This is a genomic window from Paraliobacillus sp. PM-2, from assembly GCF_001368815.1.
In the GTDB taxonomy this organism is placed as follows: domain Bacteria; phylum Bacillota; class Bacilli; order Bacillales; family Amphibacillaceae; genus Paraliobacillus.
Map to the genome: position 1 here is coordinate 835,383 of NZ_CTEI01000001.1, position 17,754 is coordinate 853,136.

Sequence of the window (17,754 nt, forward strand, 5' to 3'; positions counted from 1 at the left end):
AAAACGCTTTAAGGAGTGGATCTTCAGCTCGTGCTGTTCCTGCAGGAGTGTCGCATATTTCCACAGCTAATCATTAATTCTACCTAAATTAACGAACCTTAATTCACGTCTTCAGAGTTAAGGTTCGTTTTTTTGATAATCACTATTTAGTTTTGTCCCAAGCTCTTTTAATTTAAAAGAAGAATAATAGAAACAGCAACAAGGCTTACACCAATAGAACTTAAACAGTAGAAAGAGGCTTGCAAATATTTTTTTTCTATTAGCATGGATAATATCTCTGTACCAAAGGTAGAAAACGTAGTAAAGGCTCCACAAAATCCAGTACCAAATAATAACCATATGGAAGGAGAAATCATATGGTTCTCCAAAAAGATAAATAAGATACCTAAAAGGAAGGAACCCGTAATGTTGGCAATCCAAGTGCCAAATGGACGCAATGGATTCACTCGATTAAGAGCAACTCCTAAAAAATACCGAGCATTAGCACCAATGAATCCTCCACAAGCAATATATAAAAGGTTCATTCGACCGTCTCCTTACTGGAATCCATACGACTTGCTAGCAAATAACCAATAAAGCATGCAATGAGTCCAAAGATAATACTCCCGAACATATAAGCCACACCAATAAGTAAATGATCAGTAAGTAGAACAAGCGATTCCACAGTAAAAGTAGAGAATGTTGTAAAAGAACCAATTACCCCTGTATGGATAGCTAATATCATATATTTTGGTAGCTTCTTTTTAATAAGGGTATGATTAGATAGGAAAGCGAGTAAAAAGCACCCCAAGATGTTAACTAAAATCGTTCCAAACGGAAGAGAATTATTTGGGAACAACTGTGCTACACCGTATCGTGCTATCGATCCAATTGCTCCACCAAAACCGATAAAAATGATTACTATATACGTGCTTGTTCTTGACAATCTGGACACATCCCATAGATTTCAAACTTATGATCATCAATCATACAGTCCTTAAGTTCATCTTGAATATCGTCCATTGGACATTGATGAATTTCCTTTGTGATACCACAATTTTTGCAAATGAAATGATGGTGATGGTGATGGTCACACTTCATTCGGAAATGTTTCTCACCATTTAATTCTGTAGACTCCAAAATATCTAATTGATTAAATAAATGTAAGTTGCGATAAATAGTATCAAAACTAATTCCTTCAAAATTTGGCTCCATATGTTTTAATAAATCTTTTGCAGTACGATATCGATCTTCATTACAAAAAAATGACAAGATCACTTCTCTTTTATCTGTATATTTATATCCTTTTTCTTTAAGGACAGCTAAAGCCTCTTCTAATTTCATTTGATCACCGTCCTTCTAGTAAAGTAATTCCAGACCTTTTTTCCGAAAATAGTTAGAATTAAAATGAAGATAGAAGTCATTACAATGGTACCACCTGGTGGTATTTCAAAGTAATATCCAGTTATTAAACCAATAATAACAGATATTTCACCAAAGATAACAGAAAAAAGAATGGTTTGTTTAAATCCTCTTGCTATTCTAATGCTTGCTGCTACTGGAAGTGTCATTAATGCAGAGACAAGTAAAACGCCAACGATCCGAATCGAAGCAGATATAACTAGTGCAGTTAATACAATAAATAAAAAATGGATTCGCTTTGCATGGATTCCCGAAACAACTGCATGTTCTTCATCGAATGATAGCATAAAAAGTTCTTTATAAAATGAAAAAAGTACAGTTAAGACAATAATGGTTATAATAACGATACTCCATAAATCATTTCGACTAACAGCGGAAACAGATCCAAATAAATAATTATATAAATCTGTATTAAAGCCATTGGCTAATGAAATAAAAATAACGCTAAGGCCAACACCACCAGATAAAATAATGGGGATTGCTAATTCTTGATATGCCTTATATACACTGCGCAATCGTTCAATAAATACCGAACCGATAACGGAAAAGCCCATTCCTGTATAAAAAGGGGTTAAAAAAAACAAGCCGTATTTTTTCTCCATAAATAAACCAAATGCAATCCCACCAAGTGTGACATGCGATAAGGCATCCGCAATGAGTGAAAGCCTTCTAACAACAACAAATGTTCCTAATAATGGCCCGATTAAACCAATTAATAATCCGGTATAGAATGTATTTTGTAAAAATTCATAAGTGAAAAATTGATTAAGCATTTCTGACACTTCCTTTATTATTCGTGCTGATGAGTCACCACTTGTAGTGGATGCCCATAAAAATTTGATAATTGATTCTCTGATAGATTTGCAAACGAATGCGTGTCTCCATGAAAATGTAACTCTTTATTCAAGCAAGCAATCCCATTTGCATGCTTTGTCATGGTTCCGATATCATGAGAAACAAGTAACAAACTAATATTATTTTCTTCATTTAATTGATGGAGCAAATCATAGAATTTTTGTACGTTTTCCGTATCAATTCCGACCGTTGGTTCATCAAGAATAAGTAATGCAGGATTGCTAACTAATGAACGAGCAATAAATATACGTTGTTGTTGTCCACCAGAAAGTGAGCCAATATTTGTATTTAAATAGTCTTTCATCCCAACCAAATCTACTGCATATTCGACTTTTTGTTTATGTTGTTTAGTGAAAAATCGAAAATACCCAATGTTAGGGGTTAATCCAGTAGAAACCACTTCTTTAACTGTAGCTGGAAATCCACGATTGAATGAATTGGCTTTTTGTGAAACAAAACCAATTTTATTCCAATTTTTAAAATGCTCGATTCTTTCACCAAATAACTCAATGGATCCTTTTTGCGGTTTTAATAATCCAAGTAGTAATTTTATCAGTGTGGTTTTCCCACCACCATTTGGTCCAACAAGTCCTAAAAATGCACCAGTTGGTATCTCAAGGTTAATATCGTGTAATGCGTGTTTTGACTCATATGCATAGCTTACATGCTGCATACGAACAATAGGGGATGTCATAAAGTACACCAATCTTTCTGTGTTAAATTTCCTTCATCATTGTACCCTAATAAAATTTTTTTGTAAATAAGAATAATTACGTTTTAAAATCGGATATAAGAGTTGACATATAATACTATACAGGGGTATAGTATAGTTAAAGATTACAAAAGGATGTGTGTGGATATGGAACATATAGACGATATAGCATTAAATCCTGACCATAAAGTGCATCATCGAACAGATGAACAAAAGCAACAAGTAATGAATCGGCTTAAACGAATTGAAGGCCAGGTTCGAGGTATTCAAAAAATGGTTGAGGAAGATCGATATTGTGTAGATGTACTTGTTCAAATTTCAGCCATTGATGCTGCGTTGAAAAAGGTTGGGTTTTCTTTAATGGAAGACCATACAAAGCACTGTGTTACAAATGCGATTCAATCAGGTAAGGGTGAAGCATCCATTGAAGAATTGATGAAAGTGATTAAACAGTTTACAAAATAAGGAGTGTTTCTATGCCTGAAAATAAAACAATCCATGTTGATATTACCGGGATGACTTGTGCTTCATGCTCCTCTAGAATAGAGAAAGTTTTAAATAAATCGGAAGACATTGATGCTAAAGTCAATCTGGCATTAGAAAGTGCAAGTATTCAATATAATTCTTCTAATATAGAACCAGATCAAATCTTTGGAAAAATTCAGAAACTCGGTTATGGTGTTACACCAAAAAAAGTAGCGTTTGATGTCACAGGAATGACCTGTGCTGCTTGTTCTAATCGAATAGAAAAAGTGTTGAATAAAATGGATGGTGTAGCTGAAGCATCCGTTAATTTAACCAGTGAAGTTGCAAATATTTCATATTATCCAGGTTTAGTAAATGAAGACCAAATGATTAAGCGAATCGATCAACTGGGTTACGGTGCGAAGAAAAAAGTCGATCGAAATCAAAAACAAGACGACAAACAAAAACAAATTAAAAAAATGAAGTGGAAACTAATCATATCTGCCCTCTTATCGTTTCCTTTACTTTTCACAATGGGGGTACATTTGTTTAACTTACCAATGCCAGATATCCTTATGAATCCTTGGTTTCAAATGGCACTTGCAACTCCGGTACAATTTATTATTGGTTGGCAATTCTATGTAGGTTCTTATAAAAATTTAAGAAATCGCTCAGCTAATATGGATGTGTTAGTGGCATTAGGAACAAGCGCTGCTTATTTTTATAGTGTATATGAAGCTTTTCAAACAATTGGAAATGCTAACTATGAGCCACATCTATATTTCGAAACAAGTGCTATATTAATTACATTAATTTTACTTGGAAAGTATTTCGAAACATTAGCTAAAGGGAGAACAACGCAGGCGCTCTCTAAATTATTAGATCTACAAGCGAAAGAAGCTAGAGTTATAACAAATGGCGAAGAAAAAATGGTGCCTGTGGGTCAAGTGCAAGTAGGTGATCTACTAGTTGTTAAACCTGGGGAAAAGATACCTGTAGACGGTGTGATTACCAAAGGAACTACTGCATTGGACGAATCGATGATTACTGGTGAGTCGATCCCTGTTGAGAAAAAAGTGGATGATGCTGTTATTGGGGCGACAATTAACAAAAATGGAACCATTCAATTTGAAGCTACAAAAGTAGGAAAAGATACCGCATTATCAAACATCGTAAAAATAGTTGAAGAAGCCCAAGGTTCCAAAGCACCAATTCAACGAATGGCTGATGTTATTTCAGGAATATTCGTTCCTATTGTTGTAGGAATTGCTATTCTAACATTTATTGTTTGGATTACTTTGGTCAATCCTGGAGTGATTGCTGATGCATTAGTTGCAGCTATTGCAGTTTTAGTCATTGCTTGTCCTTGTGCGCTTGGTCTAGCTACACCAACATCTATTATGGTTGGGACAGGAAAAGCGGCAGAAGCTGGTATTCTATTTAAAGGTGGGGAACACTTAGAACAAACAGGGAAAATTGATACCATTATTTTGGATAAAACTGGGACGATCACAAAAGGGCAACCATCTGTAACTAATTATGTAGGAGATAAAGATGTGCTATCTTTTGTAGTTAGTGCAGAAAATAGTTCTGAGCATCCACTGGCAGAGGCGATTGTCAGCTATGGTAAACAAGAGCAAGTTGATATAAAAGAGACAGAAAAATTTGAAGCAATACCCGGATATGGTATTAAAGCGGTAATTGATGGGCACCAAGTATTAGTTGGTACAAAGAAACTATTAGAAAAACATCATATTTTTGACTCTGATTTTCTTCAAGATATGAACAAACTAGAGCAAGAAGGAAAAACGGTCATGCTTATAGCAATTGATGAGAACTATCAAGGTATGATTGCTGTAGCCGATACAGTAAAACCAACAGCAAAAGCTGCATTAAAGCAGTTAAGAGATGTAGGGATAGAGTTAGTGATGCTAACTGGCGATAACCCGACAACAGCAAAAGCAATAGCTAGTGAAGTGGGAATTGACAAGGTAATCGCAGAAGTAATCCCTGAACAAAAAGCAGATCAAGTGAAGAAAATACAAGAAGAAGGAAAAAAGGTTGCTATGGTCGGAGATGGCATTAATGATGCTCCAGCATTAGTAGTTGCGGATATTGGTATTGCTATCGGTACTGGAACCGATGTAGCAATTGAAGCGGCGGATGTTACGATTCTTGGCGGAGAGCTAACTTTACTTCCAAAAGCTTTAAAAATGAGTAAAGCTACAATGAGAAATATTAGACAGAATTTATTCTGGGCTTTAGCTTATAATAGTGCAGGAATTCCAATTGCCGCGGTTGGACTACTTGCACCATGGGTTGCAGGAGCGGCTATGGCATTTAGTTCTGTAAGTGTAGTCTCTAATGCATTACGATTAAAAAGAGTAAAGCTATAAATGGCTTTAACTATAAATATGAAAGGTGAGATAAAATGAAGGAATTAACATTAGAAGTAACAGGAATGTCATGCGGACATTGCAAAGCAAGTGTAGAAGGTGCACTGAATGAATTGAAAGCTGTAACGGAAGCAACAGTGAATTTAGACGAAGGAATGGTTAAGATAACCTTCGATGAGGATCAAGTAACGAAATCTCAATTAATAGAAGCTATTGAAGAACAAGGTTATGACGTTGCATCATAAATAAGAAAAAGGCGTACATTTTTATAAATGGTACGCCTTTTTTTGATATCTGCTATTTATGAAGGATATAATAATCATTTTACTAAAGAAGTTAATGATATTAGTGTACAGGAAATTGATTGGTGTAGCCACTAAATTGCTGATTCGTTTGCTGAATATTATTTTGATCAGCTTTATCTAGACTATACCAGCCATTCTTAAACATTAAATTATACATGGTACGTTGCATGTTTTGTGTTTCATTAAAGATTGCTAATAAATCTTGGTAAAACGCTTGATTACTTGCTTCATTAAGCGCAGTACTATAAGACTGTGTCATATATTTTTCAGTTGACAGCATATCATTAAGAAAGTCACGATCATTCATTTCTGGTGTTTTTTGTACTTGCGTTTCTGGATTTTGTACTTTTTGCTGATTCATTGAAAGGTTTCCTCCTTTTACTGTAGCATGCCGTTTTGTTGGACACTTGTGTGTTGCAATATTTTTTGATAATGTTTTTGGTGCATTTGGCAAGCTTGTTCTAAAGCAGATTTAATTTCAGGAATGTTGCATTGATTAGCAAAAAAATGTGCTTTCTTTGTAGCATTTAAATTCCATGACATCATATCAGTTAGGTATAATAAATCTTTTGAACTTACCATCGTTGGTGGTTGTTGCATGACTTGATTGGCTTGATTCATTTTTCCGGTATTTATTTGCTGTTGCATAAAAAAACCTCCTTAAAATAGGCTACAGGTGTAATTTGTGCAACTTTTGTAATACTATACGTAATTAACGCTTAAACATGCAAAAGACTAGTCAAACATATGTCAAATTCTATATACTAGAAGATAGTATTTGGAATGCAAGTTACAATGATGTAAAATAATAAAGGAGGGGTACTTCAATGCGTTTAACTTTTTATGCTTATCCGAAATGTGGCACTTGTCAAAAAGCAAAAAAATGGTTAGATCAAAATGAAATACACTATGAAGCGATACATATTGTTGAAAATCCACCAACAAAAGATGAATTAGAACATCTTATACAACGCAGTGGATTACCAATAAAAAAATTTTTTAATACAAGTGGAAAGAAATATCGTGAACTTGGTTTGAAAGATAAGCTACCAGAAGCTACAGATGAAGAAAAGTTGAACTGGCTAGCATCTGATGGTATGTTGATCAAGCGACCAATTACTACGGATGGAAAACTTGTAACGATAGGATTTAAAGAAGAATTATTTGAACAAACTTGGCAATAAGTTTTAGTAATTTTAATTGAATTCATTTTTCAGGAGGTCTACAGATGAATATTCCAAAGGATTTACATTACTCAAAAGAACATGAATGGGTGAAGGTAGAAGGAGATACCGTTCGAATTGGTATAACCGAACATGCACAAGATGAACTAGGTGATATTGTTTTTGTTGAATTGCCGGAAGCAGGAGATACGATTGAAGAAGATGAACCATTTGGAAGTGTAGAGTCAGTAAAAACTGTTTCTGAATTATATGCTCCACTTTCAGGCAAAGTATTAGAAGTGAATGAAGAATTAGATGATAGTCCAGAGTTTGTCAATGATTCTCCTTATGAAAAAGCATGGATGATTGTTGTTGAACCGGATAATACTAGTGCTATTGAAAAACTAATGACTGCCGAACAATATCAAAAAATGATTGAAGAAGAGGAATAAAAAAAGCCATCCCTTGTACAGTTTTGTAACAAGGGATGTGTTGTATGTATTACCTATGGGGATATAGATGTTTACGTTTCAGTAAAAAGGTGGAATCCTAATGAATAATGACTCAATTGCATTGGAGCGTGTGTTAATTGTTGAGGGTCTAACAGATAAGAAGCAAATTAAAAAGATCGTTAATGACTCGATAACAATCATTTGTACAAATGGTACATTGGGTGTTGAAAAAATGGAACAATTAATTAATGATTACGAGTTAGATCATTGTGATGTGTTTATCTTAGTGGATGAGGATGAAGCTGGTCATAAGCTTCGAAAACAGTTATCCATTGAACTCCCACATGCCAAGCATATTTATATAGACAGAACATTTCGCGAAGTTGCTGCAACCCCAGAAGTAGAGCTTGCAACTGCATTAGTTAGTAAGCACATTAAAGTAAACCCTATTTACCTTATTTAAAGGAGTAACAAATGAAACAAATAACGAAAGAGAATATGGAGATTATTAATCAATCTAAACAATTGATTTTTATTTATAGTCCGTTTTGTAGATCTTGTCAATTAGCTAGAAGCATGCTTCAGAAAATAGAATATCAAAAAAATCATCTTCTTTTCTATGAAATGAATGCCGGGCTATTTCCAACATTCATGCAAAAAAATAAAGTTGAAAGTGTCCCATGTTTATACATCCAGTTACCTGGTGGAGACAATGAAAAAATTTACTCTTTAAAGAACATGGAGAAAACAGCTAACTTATGGACGGAGCACTTTTCCAAATTATAATATAGCTCCTATCGCTTCAATAATCTCCATAATTGTATCTTTTTCACCAAATGTACGAACTATTTCACCATGTTGATTAATGATCACAGTAGTTGGAACCCCTTCACATTGAAAAAAATCGTAAACTTCTCTACCATTATCTTTTAAAGTAGGTTGAGATAGAAATTTTGCAGTATAATTCTCTGCGTCAGTATGACTACGCTCTCTCTCGGTCACATTTATTGTTACCATTTCTATATTATTGTCATTCATTGAGCGATATATCTGTTCTTTTTTAGGCAAATCCGTACTACAATCCGGACACCAAGATACCCAAAAGGTAAGAATAATAATCTTTCCCTTATAGTCAGAGAGGGTAAAAGTACCTGGTTGATTAATGTAGGGTAAAACAAAATTAGCTGATTGCAATAACATACACCTTCCTTGTTTATATATACTTGTATATCGGTAATTTTTTAAAAGCACACCTTATATCACATTATATTGTAAAGGATAATCCTTTCTATTCTCAACAAATAAAACAATTGACACGTTATGGATATCATGCTAACATGTCAATTAATAAAAAATAAAAAATACGTATTGAATCTCTTATCAAGAGAGGTGGAGGGACTGGCCCGATGAAGCCCGGCAACCGTTAAACAGTTTTTGTTTAAAATGGTGCCAATTCCTGCAGAGCATTAATTGCTTTGGCAGATGAGAGAACAGATAATATAGACCAAGTGTCTTTCTGTTCTCTTTAACAGAAAGACACTTTTTGTTTTATAGGAGAGGATAAATAGATTAGCACAAACTTTTCGAAACACACTATTCAAGTAAGATACTACGAAAAATTAGTTTTTAAAAGAAAGTGGGATTAGAATGATTAAAATTAAACAGCTTTCAAAAGTGTTTCAAACGAATAGCACGGCGATTCAGGCTGTTAATGCCCTCGACTTATCAATTGATAAAGGAGAAATATTCGGTGTTATTGGTTACAGTGGAGCTGGTAAAAGTACCTTTATTCGTTTGATCAATCGCTTAGAGGAACCTACGTCAGGGCAGGTAACAATTGATAATCAAGAAATTACAGCTTTATCAAAAAATGAACTACGTCTATCTAGGCAGGAAATAGGTATGATTTTTCAGCATTTTAATTTATTATGGTCACGCACTGTAAGAGAAAATATTATGTTTCCATTAGAGATAGCTGGAATTTCTAAACCAGAACGATTGGAACGAGTAGATGAATTAATACGTCTTGTTGGATTAACTGGTCGAGAAGATGCTTATCCTTCCCAATTAAGTGGAGGTCAAAAGCAACGTGTCGGTATTGCAAGGGCTTTAGCAAATAATCCAAAAGTTCTTTTATGTGATGAAGCGACCTCAGCGTTAGACCCTGAAACAACAGATTCGATTCTTTCATTACTTGTGGATATTAATGAAAAATTAGGTTTAACCATCATTTTAATTACGCATGAAATGCATGTCATCCAAAAAATCTGTCATCGTGTTGCAGTCATGGAGGATGGTCGTGTTGTTGAACAAGGAAATGTGATGGATGTATTCTCACATCCACAACAAGCGGTTACGAAAAAGTTTGTAGAGCAAGTAATGGGTAAACCTGATGATGAACTGACAGATGAAACCATACTTAAGCAAATTGATCAAGGGAAAATTTTACGTTTGCATTTTGTAGGTGAGATAGCAAATCAGGCCACCATCAGTCAAGTGGCAAAAAAATATGATGTGGAACTGAACATCTTACACGGCAATGTAAAACAAACACAGTCTGGTGCGTATGGGACATTATTTGTTCAAATTACAGGAGATGATGAGGAAATAAAAAAAGCGATCGACTTTATTACCTCTACATCTGTTCAAGTGGAGGTGAAAGAGCATGTTTAATCAACTTTTTGCAAATGTGGAATGGTCAGATATGTTAGTAGCAACGATTGAAACATTTTATATGACCTTACTAGCATTAGTAGGAACATTTATTTTTGGTATTATTCTAGGATTATTATTGTATCTAACGTCACCAGGTGGTATTTGGCAAAATAAAGGTATTAATTTTGTTGTAGCTACAATTGTTAATGTATTTCGCGCGATTCCATTCGTTATTTTAATATTATTGTTATTCCCATTTACTGATTTCTTAATTGGAACCCTTCGTGGACCAAATGCAGCAATACCTGCATTGATTATCGGATCTGCACCATTTTATGGTAGGTTGGTAGAAATTGGTTTGAGAGAAGTGAATAAAGGAGTAATTGAAGCAGCTAAGTCAATGGGTGCAAAAACATCTACCATTATTTTCAAAGTGCTTTTAAAAGAATCAACACCAGCGTTGGTATCCGGTTTGACTGTAACCGCAATTGCTCTAATTGGTTATACAGCGGTTGCTGGAATCATTGGTGCCGGTGGATTGGGTGATTATGCTTACTACTATGGATTCCAACGTCGAGCAAATGATGTCGTACTTATGTGTACCATTTTAATTGTAATTATTGTTTTTGTATTCCAATTTATTGGTGACGCACTTACGAATAAATTGGATAAAAGATAATATTTAATCTTGTTCAAAACAAGAAAAAATATAAAAAATTATAACTTAAAGGGGAGAATCGAAATGAAAAAAGTATTGCTATTATTGTTTATCGGATTTTTTGCTGTCGTGTTAGCTGCTTGTGGAACAGAAGATAGTGATTCAGCAGCTGAAGGGGAAGGGAATACAACGATTAAAGTTGGAGCAACTAGTGTTCCGCATGCTGAGGTATTAGAACAAGCAAAGCCATTATTAGCAGAGAAAGATATTGACTTAATTATTTCAGAATATCAAGATTTTATTTTACCAAATGAAGATTTATCAAATGGCGAGCTAGATGCCAATTATTTTCAACATATTCCTTATTTTGAATCACAAGTAGAAGATTTTGATTATGATTTTGTAAACTTAGGTGGCATTCATATTGAGCCGATGGCTGTTTATTCTAAAAATATTACATCGGTGGATGCTATTCCTGAAGGAACAGAAGTCATTATCAGTCGATCTGTACCTGACCACGGACGTATTTTAGCCTTATTTGAAGCGCAAGGTCTAATAAAATTAGATGAAAACGTAAATAAAGCAAAAGCAACAATTGATGATATCGTGGAAAATCCCTTAGATTTAACATTCTCTGCTGATGTTGATGCAGCCGTTCTACCGGAAATGTACGAAAGAGAAGAAGATGCATTAGTCGCAATTAATACAAACTATGCAATTGAAGCAGGACTATCTCCAATTGATGATTCTTTATTTGTGGAGGGATCAGATTCTCCTTACGTAAATATTGTTGCGGCACGTGCTGAAGATGAAAATAATGAAGCATTATTGGCTTTGGTTGAAGTACTTCAATCAGATGTAATTAAAAACTTTATTACAGAAACATATAATGGTGAAGTTGTACCAGTGAATGCTCAATAAGCATAATTGTAGCAATAGCTAAAAAACAATAGAAAATAGAAAGTATTATCTCTATGCTTATTTTATTTACTACATTTGAATATAAGTGAATCCAAATCCTTTCGTATGATTTGTCATGTCTTTTGTTAGATTTTTTCTTAAGTGATACAATAATATTGTCAAATCAAGAAAGGAAGGGTTTATTTTAAACCATGGACAATTTAGCTTTAAATTATACGCCTGAAATGGAAAAAGCAATGCAGCAGAATCACGGAGTGGGTTATGCTGAATATGGAAGGAATTTAGAAAAACGATTAGAAATTGAGCGTAAAAGAGAAAAAAGCCATAGAAAGGGCTTAAAAATAGTAACAGAAATGGAACAACAAACACATCGTTAAAAAATGAATAACATAAATGATATTTCCCTCGTAGCAATAAGTTACGGGGGATTTTTTCACTTTTGTTAGCACATAACGATTTTAGATAAAATGAAACAAGAGCATGCAAAACACTTACTATTCATTATCGTCTGGTTGTTTTGGTACAGAACGAGCTATGAACAGTAAACAGATAAATATCATAGGGATTAGAAAAAGGATGGTTGTAAACAAAAGCCTGGGTGCTAGTAAAGAACCAATACTTGCTCCGATAAGTAAAACGAAAGAGTATAGTGATACTGCAGTCGATTGATAAATTTGGGCATGCTTTCCTATCAATAAGACCATCATTGGAATGCTTAAAGAGGTAGACGCAATCATAGCAAATGAAGCAATAATAATAGTGATAACATTTAAATGAATACTTGCTGGAATAAAACCAAGCACCATAATCCATAACTGTACTTGCAGCACGTATTTTGCTCCGAATCGATTAAGAAAAAAACTAGAGAAAAATGCAGGTAAAATACCAATTAAGCTGATGGAACGAAGCAGCTGTAGCGAATAAGGGAAATCGGACCACTCATGATATAAATATATTTCAAATGAACCATAAAAGAGGATAATCGTTAATAATAGAAAAAAAGTAATACTGTATAGCTTTTGCAATGTAAAATCACGACAACATGCCATCAATATAGGAAAAAAATTTTTAGTAAGCTTCTTTTTAATAAAACGGTTAGATTCTAATGTAAGAGATAAACCAATAAAACAACTTAAGTAAAATAAAAAAAAGGCAAAAAATACGCCTGAATAGCTATATGATTGACTCAAAAATACAGATAGCAACTGTCCAAATACACCAGCAAACAAAAAACCTGTATTAAGCATGGCGATCGCAAAAGCTTGTCGTGTACCTGTGAAGTATTTGAAGCAATAGGAAAATGTTACTGGTGCGAAGCTTGCTGCAAAAAAACCTTGAAACACACGTAAAATAAATATATATTCCAGTGAATGATTGAAAGCTAGTAAGCCTGTAGTTATCGTCAACAACGCCATTCCTATTAATAAAATGTTTCGTAATGGATAATGATCTGCTATTAGACCAAAAAATACTAATCCAAATGCGTAAGGAAAGACAAAAAGTGTGCTGGATAGCGAGGCAATTTGTAGGGATACATCAAATTTTTCTGCTAGTAGTGGTTGGAGAGGGATTAATACATAAATACTACTAGCAACGAAAACGGAACAATAGATTAATACAATAACTGTTGAAGTAGTTTTAGCCATATATTGTCACCTCGGTATTGAATAGACTATTGTACTATATGCAGTTAATAATCAAGAAGTGTCAAGTACTTCGTTATGGTCTTTTCTTTCCAATGATATAAAGAATTATTGCCTATTAATATGTTGACGATATTGTGTTTATAGGTAGCTAATCATGATTGTAAAAGTATATTATAGCATTTAATTTATGGTACGATTCATACATAGCAATTTTATAAACAAATAAGTTTGTAAATACATTAGAAGAATGGCTGAAATTGTTGAATATAGATTCGAAATAGTATAAGATTGTAATGAGAATAAACTGATAATGACCAATGTTATTTACTCAGTTTCCTATAAATTTAAATGTTGGAGGTATCAAAATGGCTGGATCAACTTTAGAAATTAAAGATCTTCATGTTGAAATTGAAGGTCAAGAAATATTAAAAGGTGTAAACCTAACAATTAAAGGTGGAGAGTTCCATGCAGTAATGGGACCAAACGGAACAGGTAAGTCTACATTGGCTTCGGCGATTATGGGTCATCCAAAATACGAAGTAACAAGTGGAAGTATTCTTCTAGATGGTGAAGACGTACTAGAAATGGAAGTAGATGAACGTGCCAAAGCAGGTCTATTTTTAGCAATGCAATACCCTAGTGAAATTAGTGGGGTAACTACATCTGACTTCTTACGTTCTTCCATTAATTCTCGCCGAGAAGAAGGCGATGAGATTCCATTGATGAAATTCATCAAAGAAATGGACCAGGCAATGGATTATTTAGAAATGGATAAAAATATGGCACAACGTTATTTGAATGAAGGTTTCTCTGGCGGTGAGAAAAAACGTAATGAAATTCTTCAATTAATGTTGCTGAAACCGGCAATTGGTATCTTAGACGAAATTGATTCTGGCTTAGATATTGATGCATTAAAAGTGGTATCCAAAGGAATCAATAAATTACGTAATGAATCATTTGGTTGCTTAATTATTACACACTACCAGCGTTTATTAGATTATATTACACCAGATTATGTGCATGTCATGATGCAAGGACGTGTGGTGAAATCTGGAGGTCCAGAACTAGCTCAACGTTTAGAGGCAGAAGGTTATGACTGGATTAAAAAAGAGTTAGGTATTGAAGAAGAAACAGTTGGAAACAACGCGTAACAGTACAGTAAGGAGGGATTAGATGGCTGTGCAAACAAAAATACCATATGAAAAAGAGTATGTTGAAGCTTTTTCTACAAAAAAGAACGAACCGGAATGGATGAAGCAGTTTCGACTGCAAGCTTTAGAATTGACTGAAACATTAGAAATGCCAAAACCAGATAAGACGAATATAACAAAGTGGAATTTTTCTACTTTTAATCATGAAGCAAATGGAGAATTTATTGATTCACTTGAAGATTTGCCTGAGGATATAAAAGTGTTTGTTGAAAAAGAAAAAGAAAGTAATATCGTTATTTTAAAAAATCAATCAACAGCATATCAACGTCTTTCACAGGATTTAATAGATAAAGGGGTTATCCTTACCGATATGTTTTCTGCGTTAGAAAAGTATCCTGATCTTGTGCAACGTTATTATATGAAAGATGCTGTTTCATTTGATGAGCATCGTTTAACTGCATTACATGCTGCATTAATGAACGGTGGCGTGTTTGTGTATGTACCAAAAAATGTAGTGATTGAAGAACCATTACAAGCGATTTTTTGGCAAGAGGATCCGAGCTTAGGATTATTTAATCATGTTATTGTTGTAGCGGAAGAGAATAGTTCATTAACATATGTCGAAAACTATATCTCTCATAATAAAGATGACCAAACCGTTGCAAATGTTGTAGCAGAAGTTATTGCTTATAATAATGCTTCAATTTCATATGGTTCTGTTGATAACTTTTCACAGGGTACAACAGTTTACATGAATCGACGTGGTGTAGCTTATCGTGATGCTAAGATCGATTGGGCTTTAGGCCAAATGAATGATGGTAATACTGTATCGGAAAATATTACTCATTTAGTTGGGGACCATTCATCTTCCTATGCAAAAGCAGTTTCTGTAGGTCGTGGTGATCAGACACAGAATTTCACTGCGAAAATTGTGAATTATGGTAAACAATCGAACGGACTTATTTTACAACATGGTGTAATGAAAGACAGTGCGTCTGCTATCTTTAATGGTATTGGTAAAATTGAGCATGGTGGTACAAAAGCAAATGCCGAACAAGAATCTCGTGTATTAATGTTAAGTAAACATGCTCGAGGAGATGCAAATCCAATTCTGTTAATTGATGAAGATGATGTAACTGCTGGCCACGCTGCATCTGTTGGCAGAGTGGATCCAATTCAATTATATTATCTTATGAGTAGAGGTATCTCCAAGCAAGAAGCAGAGCGTTTAATCATTCATGGTTTCTTAGCGCCTGTTGTAAATGAGATTCCAATTAAAGCCGTAAGAGAACAATTAACAGATGTCATTGAGAGGAAAGTCTACTAATGGATATAAAAGCAATCCGTTCGGAATTCCCAATCTTAGATCAACAGGTAAATGGAAAGCCTTTAGTTTATTTGGACTCATCAGCAACTTCGCAAAAACCTACTCCGGTAATAGAAGCGGTCAACTCCTATTACCGACTGAATAATTCAAACGTTCATCGTGGTGTTCATACTTTAGGTACACGCGCAACGGATCAGTATGAGGGTGCGAGAGAAAAAGTCAGAGCATTTGTTCATGCTCAATCAACAGAAGAAATTATTTTCACGCGAGGCACAACGACCGCTATTAATACGATTGCATATAGTTATGGGAATGCGAATCTTTCTGATGGTGATGAAATTGTTTTAACACCAATGGAGCATCATAGTAATATCATCCCGTGGCAACAAGTTGCAAAAACAACTGGTGCAACATTAAAATACATCCCATTACAGTCGGATGGAACGATTACAATGGAAGATGTTCAAGCAACGATTACATCCAATACAAAAATTGTAGCAATGACTCATGTTTCAAACGTATTAGGAACCATTAATCCAATCAAAGAAGTGGCAAAAATTGCCCATGATCATGGAGCGATTATGGTTGTTGATGGTGCACAAGCGGTTCCTCATATGAAAGTTGATGTGCAAGCATTAGATTGTGACTTTTATGCTTTTTCTGGACACAAAATGTGTGCACCTACTGGCATAGGTGTACTCTATGGAAAGAAAGCATTATTAGAAGAAATGGAACCTGTTGAATTTGGTGGAGAGATGATTGATTTCGTAGATTTATATGATTCTACTTGGAAAGAGCTCCCTTGGAAATTTGAAGGTGGAACACCAATTATAGCAGGAGCTATCGGCTTAGGAGCGGCCATTGATTTTCTAAATACCATTGGAATGGATAACATTACGGAACATGAATCAAAACTTGTTACCTATGCTATGCAACAATTAGCGACTATTGATGGAATAGATATATATGGCCCAGAAAAACGTGCAGGATTAATCACATTTAATTTAGTAGATGTACATCCTCATGATACAGCAACTGTACTTGATGCCGAAGGTGTTGCAGTTCGAGCTGGACACCATTGTGCTCAACCGTTAATGAAATGGTTACAAGTTACTGCAACAGCAAGAGCAAGTTTCTATCTATATAATACAACAGATGATGTTGATCGATTAATATCGGCTTTACAAAGAGCAAAGGAGTTTTTTGGTGATGTCTTTTGATAACTTAGATACACTATATAGACAGGTAATTATGGATCATTACAAAAATCCACGCAACCGAGGCTCTTTTGATGAAGAATCGCTAACGATTGATATGAACAATCCCACTTGTGGGGATCGAATTCAGCTTCATTTATTAGTAGATGATGACATCGTAAAAGATGCAAAATTTGAAGGAGAAGGTTGTTCAATTAGCCTGTCATCTGCTTCTATGATGACACAAGCGGTAAAGGGCAAATCAACAAAAGAAGCGTTGAAAATGTCCGAAACTTTTTCTGACATGATGTTAGGAAAAGAGGTAGACACAAGTGATATGGAGTTAGGAGATATAGAGGCATTACAGGGTGTAGCGAAATTTCCTGCTAGAATCAAATGTGCAACCTTATCTTGGAAAGCAATGGAAAAAGGGATAGATAAAGAATAATTA

General features: G+C 34.5%; 24 protein-coding genes and 1 riboswitch. Of the genes, 15 read left to right on the forward strand and 9 right to left on the reverse strand.

Annotation, left to right across the window (positions count from 1 at the left end):
- Positions 1 to 167: 167 nt before the first annotated feature.
- From crcB (BN1058_RS03750) to BN1058_RS03770, 5 genes are read right to left on the reverse strand one after another with little or no spacing between them, the layout of a single operon-like run.
- Complete coding sequence (gene crcB, locus BN1058_RS03750; RefSeq protein ID WP_090853061.1) at positions 168 to 524, reverse strand: fluoride efflux transporter CrcB; 357 nt, start codon at positions 522 to 524, stop codon at positions 168 to 170.
- Positions 521 to 925 carry a fluoride efflux transporter CrcB gene (gene crcB / locus BN1058_RS03755; RefSeq protein WP_176694436.1) on the reverse strand — a complete coding sequence of 135 codons (405 nt, stop codon included), beginning with the start codon at positions 923 to 925 and terminating at the stop codon, positions 521 to 523. Before crcB (BN1058_RS03755) ends, crcB (BN1058_RS03750) begins: the two co-directional genes overlap by 4 nt.
- Complete coding sequence (locus tag BN1058_RS03760; RefSeq protein WP_090853065.1) at positions 901 to 1,323, reverse strand: Fur family transcriptional regulator; 423 nt, start codon at positions 1,321 to 1,323, stop codon at positions 901 to 903. Before BN1058_RS03760 ends, crcB (BN1058_RS03755) begins: the two co-directional genes overlap by 25 nt.
- On the reverse strand, positions 1,320 to 2,174 hold the full coding sequence (locus BN1058_RS03765) for a metal ABC transporter permease (RefSeq protein WP_090853068.1): 855 nt from the start codon (positions 2,172 to 2,174) through the stop codon (positions 1,320 to 1,322). Before BN1058_RS03765 ends, BN1058_RS03760 begins: the two co-directional genes overlap by 4 nt.
- A 17-nt stretch (positions 2,175 to 2,191) precedes the next feature.
- Positions 2,192 to 2,950 carry a metal ABC transporter ATP-binding protein gene (locus BN1058_RS03770; RefSeq protein ID WP_090853071.1) on the reverse strand — a complete coding sequence of 253 codons (759 nt, stop codon included), beginning with the start codon at positions 2,948 to 2,950 and terminating at the stop codon, positions 2,192 to 2,194.
- A gap of 165 nt (positions 2,951 to 3,115) precedes the next feature.
- Here BN1058_RS03770 and BN1058_RS03775 point away from each other — a divergent pair, with 165 nt between their 5' ends.
- From BN1058_RS03775 to copZ, 3 genes are read left to right on the forward strand one after another with little or no spacing between them, the layout of a single operon-like run.
- Positions 3,116 to 3,433 (forward strand): metal-sensing transcriptional repressor, encoded by a 318-nt coding sequence (locus BN1058_RS03775; protein WP_090853074.1) that lies wholly within the window; start codon positions 3,116 to 3,118, stop codon positions 3,431 to 3,433.
- A gap of 11 nt (positions 3,434 to 3,444) precedes the next feature.
- Positions 3,445 to 5,829, forward strand: a complete 2,385-nt coding sequence (locus BN1058_RS03780) for a heavy metal translocating P-type ATPase (protein ID WP_090853077.1) — start codon at positions 3,445 to 3,447, stop codon at positions 5,827 to 5,829.
- Positions 5,830 to 5,864: 35 nt separating this feature from the next.
- Positions 5,865 to 6,074, forward strand: a complete 210-nt coding sequence (gene copZ, locus BN1058_RS03785; protein WP_090853080.1) for a copper chaperone CopZ — start codon at positions 5,865 to 5,867, stop codon at positions 6,072 to 6,074.
- 100 nt (positions 6,075 to 6,174) lie between these two features.
- On the opposite strand, the gene BN1058_RS03790 is transcribed toward copZ, so the two are convergent.
- Both BN1058_RS03790 and BN1058_RS03795 read right to left on the reverse strand, forming a co-directional pair.
- Complete coding sequence (locus BN1058_RS03790) at positions 6,175 to 6,495, reverse strand: spore coat protein (RefSeq protein WP_090853083.1); 321 nt, start codon at positions 6,493 to 6,495, stop codon at positions 6,175 to 6,177.
- 17 nt (positions 6,496 to 6,512) lie between these two features.
- Positions 6,513 to 6,782 (reverse strand): hypothetical protein, encoded by a 270-nt coding sequence (locus BN1058_RS03795; RefSeq protein ID WP_090853085.1) that lies wholly within the window; start codon positions 6,780 to 6,782, stop codon positions 6,513 to 6,515.
- Positions 6,783 to 6,961: 179 nt separating this feature from the next.
- Here BN1058_RS03795 and BN1058_RS03800 point away from each other — a divergent pair, with 179 nt between their 5' ends.
- From BN1058_RS03800 to BN1058_RS03815, 4 genes are all read left to right on the forward strand, one after another.
- Positions 6,962 to 7,318, forward strand: coding sequence for an arsenate reductase family protein (locus tag BN1058_RS03800; protein ID WP_090853088.1), 357 nt, complete (start codon positions 6,962 to 6,964; stop codon positions 7,316 to 7,318).
- A 44-nt stretch (positions 7,319 to 7,362) separates the two neighbouring features.
- Entirely contained in the window at positions 7,363 to 7,749 is a 387-nt protein-coding gene (gene gcvH / locus BN1058_RS03805) for a glycine cleavage system protein GcvH (RefSeq protein WP_090853091.1), read from the forward strand.
- 100 nt (positions 7,750 to 7,849) lie between these two features.
- Complete coding sequence (locus BN1058_RS03810) at positions 7,850 to 8,212, forward strand: toprim domain-containing protein (RefSeq protein WP_176694437.1); 363 nt, start codon at positions 7,850 to 7,852, stop codon at positions 8,210 to 8,212.
- An 11-nt stretch (positions 8,213 to 8,223) separates the two neighbouring features.
- On the forward strand, positions 8,224 to 8,535 hold the full coding sequence (locus tag BN1058_RS03815) for a thioredoxin family protein (RefSeq protein ID WP_090853094.1): 312 nt from the start codon (positions 8,224 to 8,226) through the stop codon (positions 8,533 to 8,535).
- Here the strand turns inward: BN1058_RS03815 and BN1058_RS03820 are convergent.
- Positions 8,530 to 8,943 carry a TlpA disulfide reductase family protein gene (locus BN1058_RS03820; protein WP_090855967.1) on the reverse strand — a complete coding sequence of 138 codons (414 nt, stop codon included), beginning with the start codon at positions 8,941 to 8,943 and terminating at the stop codon, positions 8,530 to 8,532. The two genes, BN1058_RS03815 and BN1058_RS03820, sit on opposite strands and share 6 nt — an antisense overlap.
- Positions 8,944 to 9,123: 180 nt before the next feature.
- Positions 9,124 to 9,238, forward strand: a riboswitch (SAM riboswitch).
- 158 nt (positions 9,239 to 9,396) lie between these two features.
- Between BN1058_RS03820 and BN1058_RS03825 the strand changes: the two genes are divergently transcribed.
- The 4 genes from BN1058_RS03825 (at position 9,397) to BN1058_RS03840 (ending at position 12,360) form a co-directional block, all read left to right on the forward strand.
- Complete coding sequence (locus BN1058_RS03825) at positions 9,397 to 10,422, forward strand: methionine ABC transporter ATP-binding protein (RefSeq protein WP_090853097.1); 1,026 nt, start codon at positions 9,397 to 9,399, stop codon at positions 10,420 to 10,422.
- Positions 10,415 to 11,083, forward strand: coding sequence for a methionine ABC transporter permease (locus BN1058_RS03830; protein WP_090853100.1), 669 nt, complete (start codon positions 10,415 to 10,417; stop codon positions 11,081 to 11,083). The genes BN1058_RS03825 and BN1058_RS03830 overlap by 8 nt, the downstream gene beginning before the upstream one ends.
- Before the next feature lie 63 nt (positions 11,084 to 11,146).
- Positions 11,147 to 11,983, forward strand: a complete 837-nt coding sequence (locus tag BN1058_RS03835; protein ID WP_090853103.1) for a MetQ/NlpA family ABC transporter substrate-binding protein — start codon at positions 11,147 to 11,149, stop codon at positions 11,981 to 11,983.
- 191 nt (positions 11,984 to 12,174) lie between these two features.
- Positions 12,175 to 12,360 carry a hypothetical protein gene (locus BN1058_RS03840; protein WP_090853106.1) on the forward strand — a complete coding sequence of 62 codons (186 nt, stop codon included), beginning with the start codon at positions 12,175 to 12,177 and terminating at the stop codon, positions 12,358 to 12,360.
- A gap of 117 nt (positions 12,361 to 12,477) precedes the next feature.
- Here BN1058_RS03840 and BN1058_RS03845 read toward each other — a convergent pair whose 3' ends face one another.
- Positions 12,478 to 13,629 carry an MFS transporter gene (locus BN1058_RS03845; RefSeq protein WP_090853109.1) on the reverse strand — a complete coding sequence of 384 codons (1,152 nt, stop codon included), beginning with the start codon at positions 13,627 to 13,629 and terminating at the stop codon, positions 12,478 to 12,480.
- A gap of 365 nt (positions 13,630 to 13,994) precedes the next feature.
- On the opposite strand from BN1058_RS03845, the gene sufC reads away from it, so the two are divergent.
- The 4 genes from sufC to sufU are packed head-to-tail and all read left to right on the forward strand — an operon-like array spanning position 13,995 to position 17,751.
- Positions 13,995 to 14,780, forward strand: a complete 786-nt coding sequence (gene sufC / locus BN1058_RS03850; RefSeq protein ID WP_090853115.1) for a Fe-S cluster assembly ATPase SufC — start codon at positions 13,995 to 13,997, stop codon at positions 14,778 to 14,780.
- 22 nt (positions 14,781 to 14,802) lie between these two features.
- Entirely contained in the window at positions 14,803 to 16,107 is a 1,305-nt protein-coding gene (sufD, locus tag BN1058_RS03855; RefSeq protein ID WP_090853118.1) for a Fe-S cluster assembly protein SufD, read from the forward strand.
- Complete coding sequence (locus BN1058_RS03860) at positions 16,107 to 17,327, forward strand: cysteine desulfurase (protein WP_090853121.1); 1,221 nt, start codon at positions 16,107 to 16,109, stop codon at positions 17,325 to 17,327. Before sufD ends, BN1058_RS03860 begins: the two co-directional genes overlap by 1 nt.
- Positions 17,317 to 17,751 (forward strand): Fe-S cluster assembly sulfur transfer protein SufU, encoded by a 435-nt coding sequence (sufU, locus tag BN1058_RS03865; protein WP_090853124.1) that lies wholly within the window; start codon positions 17,317 to 17,319, stop codon positions 17,749 to 17,751. Before BN1058_RS03860 ends, sufU begins: the two co-directional genes overlap by 11 nt.
- The last annotated feature ends 3 nt before the right edge of the window (positions 17,752 to 17,754 follow it).

Coding starts and splice junctions, on each gene's coding strand:
- crcB (WP_090853061.1), bottom strand. CDS start 524: ATGAACCTTTTATATATTGCTTGTGGAGGATTCATTGGTGCTAATGCT.
- BN1058_RS03760 (WP_090853065.1), bottom strand. CDS start 1,323: ATGAAATTAGAAGAGGCTTTAGCTGTCCTTAAAGAAAAAGGATATAAA.
- BN1058_RS03765 (WP_090853068.1), bottom strand. CDS start 2,174: ATGCTTAATCAATTTTTCACTTATGAATTTTTACAAAATACATTCTAT.
- BN1058_RS03770 (WP_090853071.1), bottom strand. CDS start 2,950: ATGACATCCCCTATTGTTCGTATGCAGCATGTAAGCTATGCATATGAG.
- BN1058_RS03775 (WP_090853074.1), top strand. CDS start 3,116: ATGGAACATATAGACGATATAGCATTAAATCCTGACCATAAAGTGCAT.
- BN1058_RS03780 (WP_090853077.1), top strand. CDS start 3,445: ATGCCTGAAAATAAAACAATCCATGTTGATATTACCGGGATGACTTGT.
- copZ (WP_090853080.1), top strand. CDS start 5,865: ATGAAGGAATTAACATTAGAAGTAACAGGAATGTCATGCGGACATTGC.
- BN1058_RS03790 (WP_090853083.1), bottom strand. CDS start 6,495: ATGAATCAGCAAAAAGTACAAAATCCAGAAACGCAAGTACAAAAAACA.
- BN1058_RS03795 (WP_090853085.1), bottom strand. CDS start 6,782: ATGCAACAGCAAATAAATACCGGAAAAATGAATCAAGCCAATCAAGTC.
- BN1058_RS03800 (WP_090853088.1), top strand. CDS start 6,962: ATGCGTTTAACTTTTTATGCTTATCCGAAATGTGGCACTTGTCAAAAA.
- gcvH (WP_090853091.1), top strand. CDS start 7,363: ATGAATATTCCAAAGGATTTACATTACTCAAAAGAACATGAATGGGTG.
- BN1058_RS03810 (WP_176694437.1), top strand. CDS start 7,850: ATGAATAATGACTCAATTGCATTGGAGCGTGTGTTAATTGTTGAGGGT.
- BN1058_RS03815 (WP_090853094.1), top strand. CDS start 8,224: ATGAAACAAATAACGAAAGAGAATATGGAGATTATTAATCAATCTAAA.
- BN1058_RS03825 (WP_090853097.1), top strand. CDS start 9,397: ATGATTAAAATTAAACAGCTTTCAAAAGTGTTTCAAACGAATAGCACG.
- BN1058_RS03830 (WP_090853100.1), top strand. CDS start 10,415: ATGTTTAATCAACTTTTTGCAAATGTGGAATGGTCAGATATGTTAGTA.
- BN1058_RS03835 (WP_090853103.1), top strand. CDS start 11,147: ATGAAAAAAGTATTGCTATTATTGTTTATCGGATTTTTTGCTGTCGTG.
- BN1058_RS03840 (WP_090853106.1), top strand. CDS start 12,175: ATGGACAATTTAGCTTTAAATTATACGCCTGAAATGGAAAAAGCAATG.
- BN1058_RS03845 (WP_090853109.1), bottom strand. CDS start 13,629: ATGGCTAAAACTACTTCAACAGTTATTGTATTAATCTATTGTTCCGTT.
- sufC (WP_090853115.1), top strand. CDS start 13,995: ATGGCTGGATCAACTTTAGAAATTAAAGATCTTCATGTTGAAATTGAA.
- sufD (WP_090853118.1), top strand. CDS start 14,803: ATGGCTGTGCAAACAAAAATACCATATGAAAAAGAGTATGTTGAAGCT.
- BN1058_RS03860 (WP_090853121.1), top strand. CDS start 16,107: ATGGATATAAAAGCAATCCGTTCGGAATTCCCAATCTTAGATCAACAG.
- sufU (WP_090853124.1), top strand. CDS start 17,317: ATGTCTTTTGATAACTTAGATACACTATATAGACAGGTAATTATGGAT.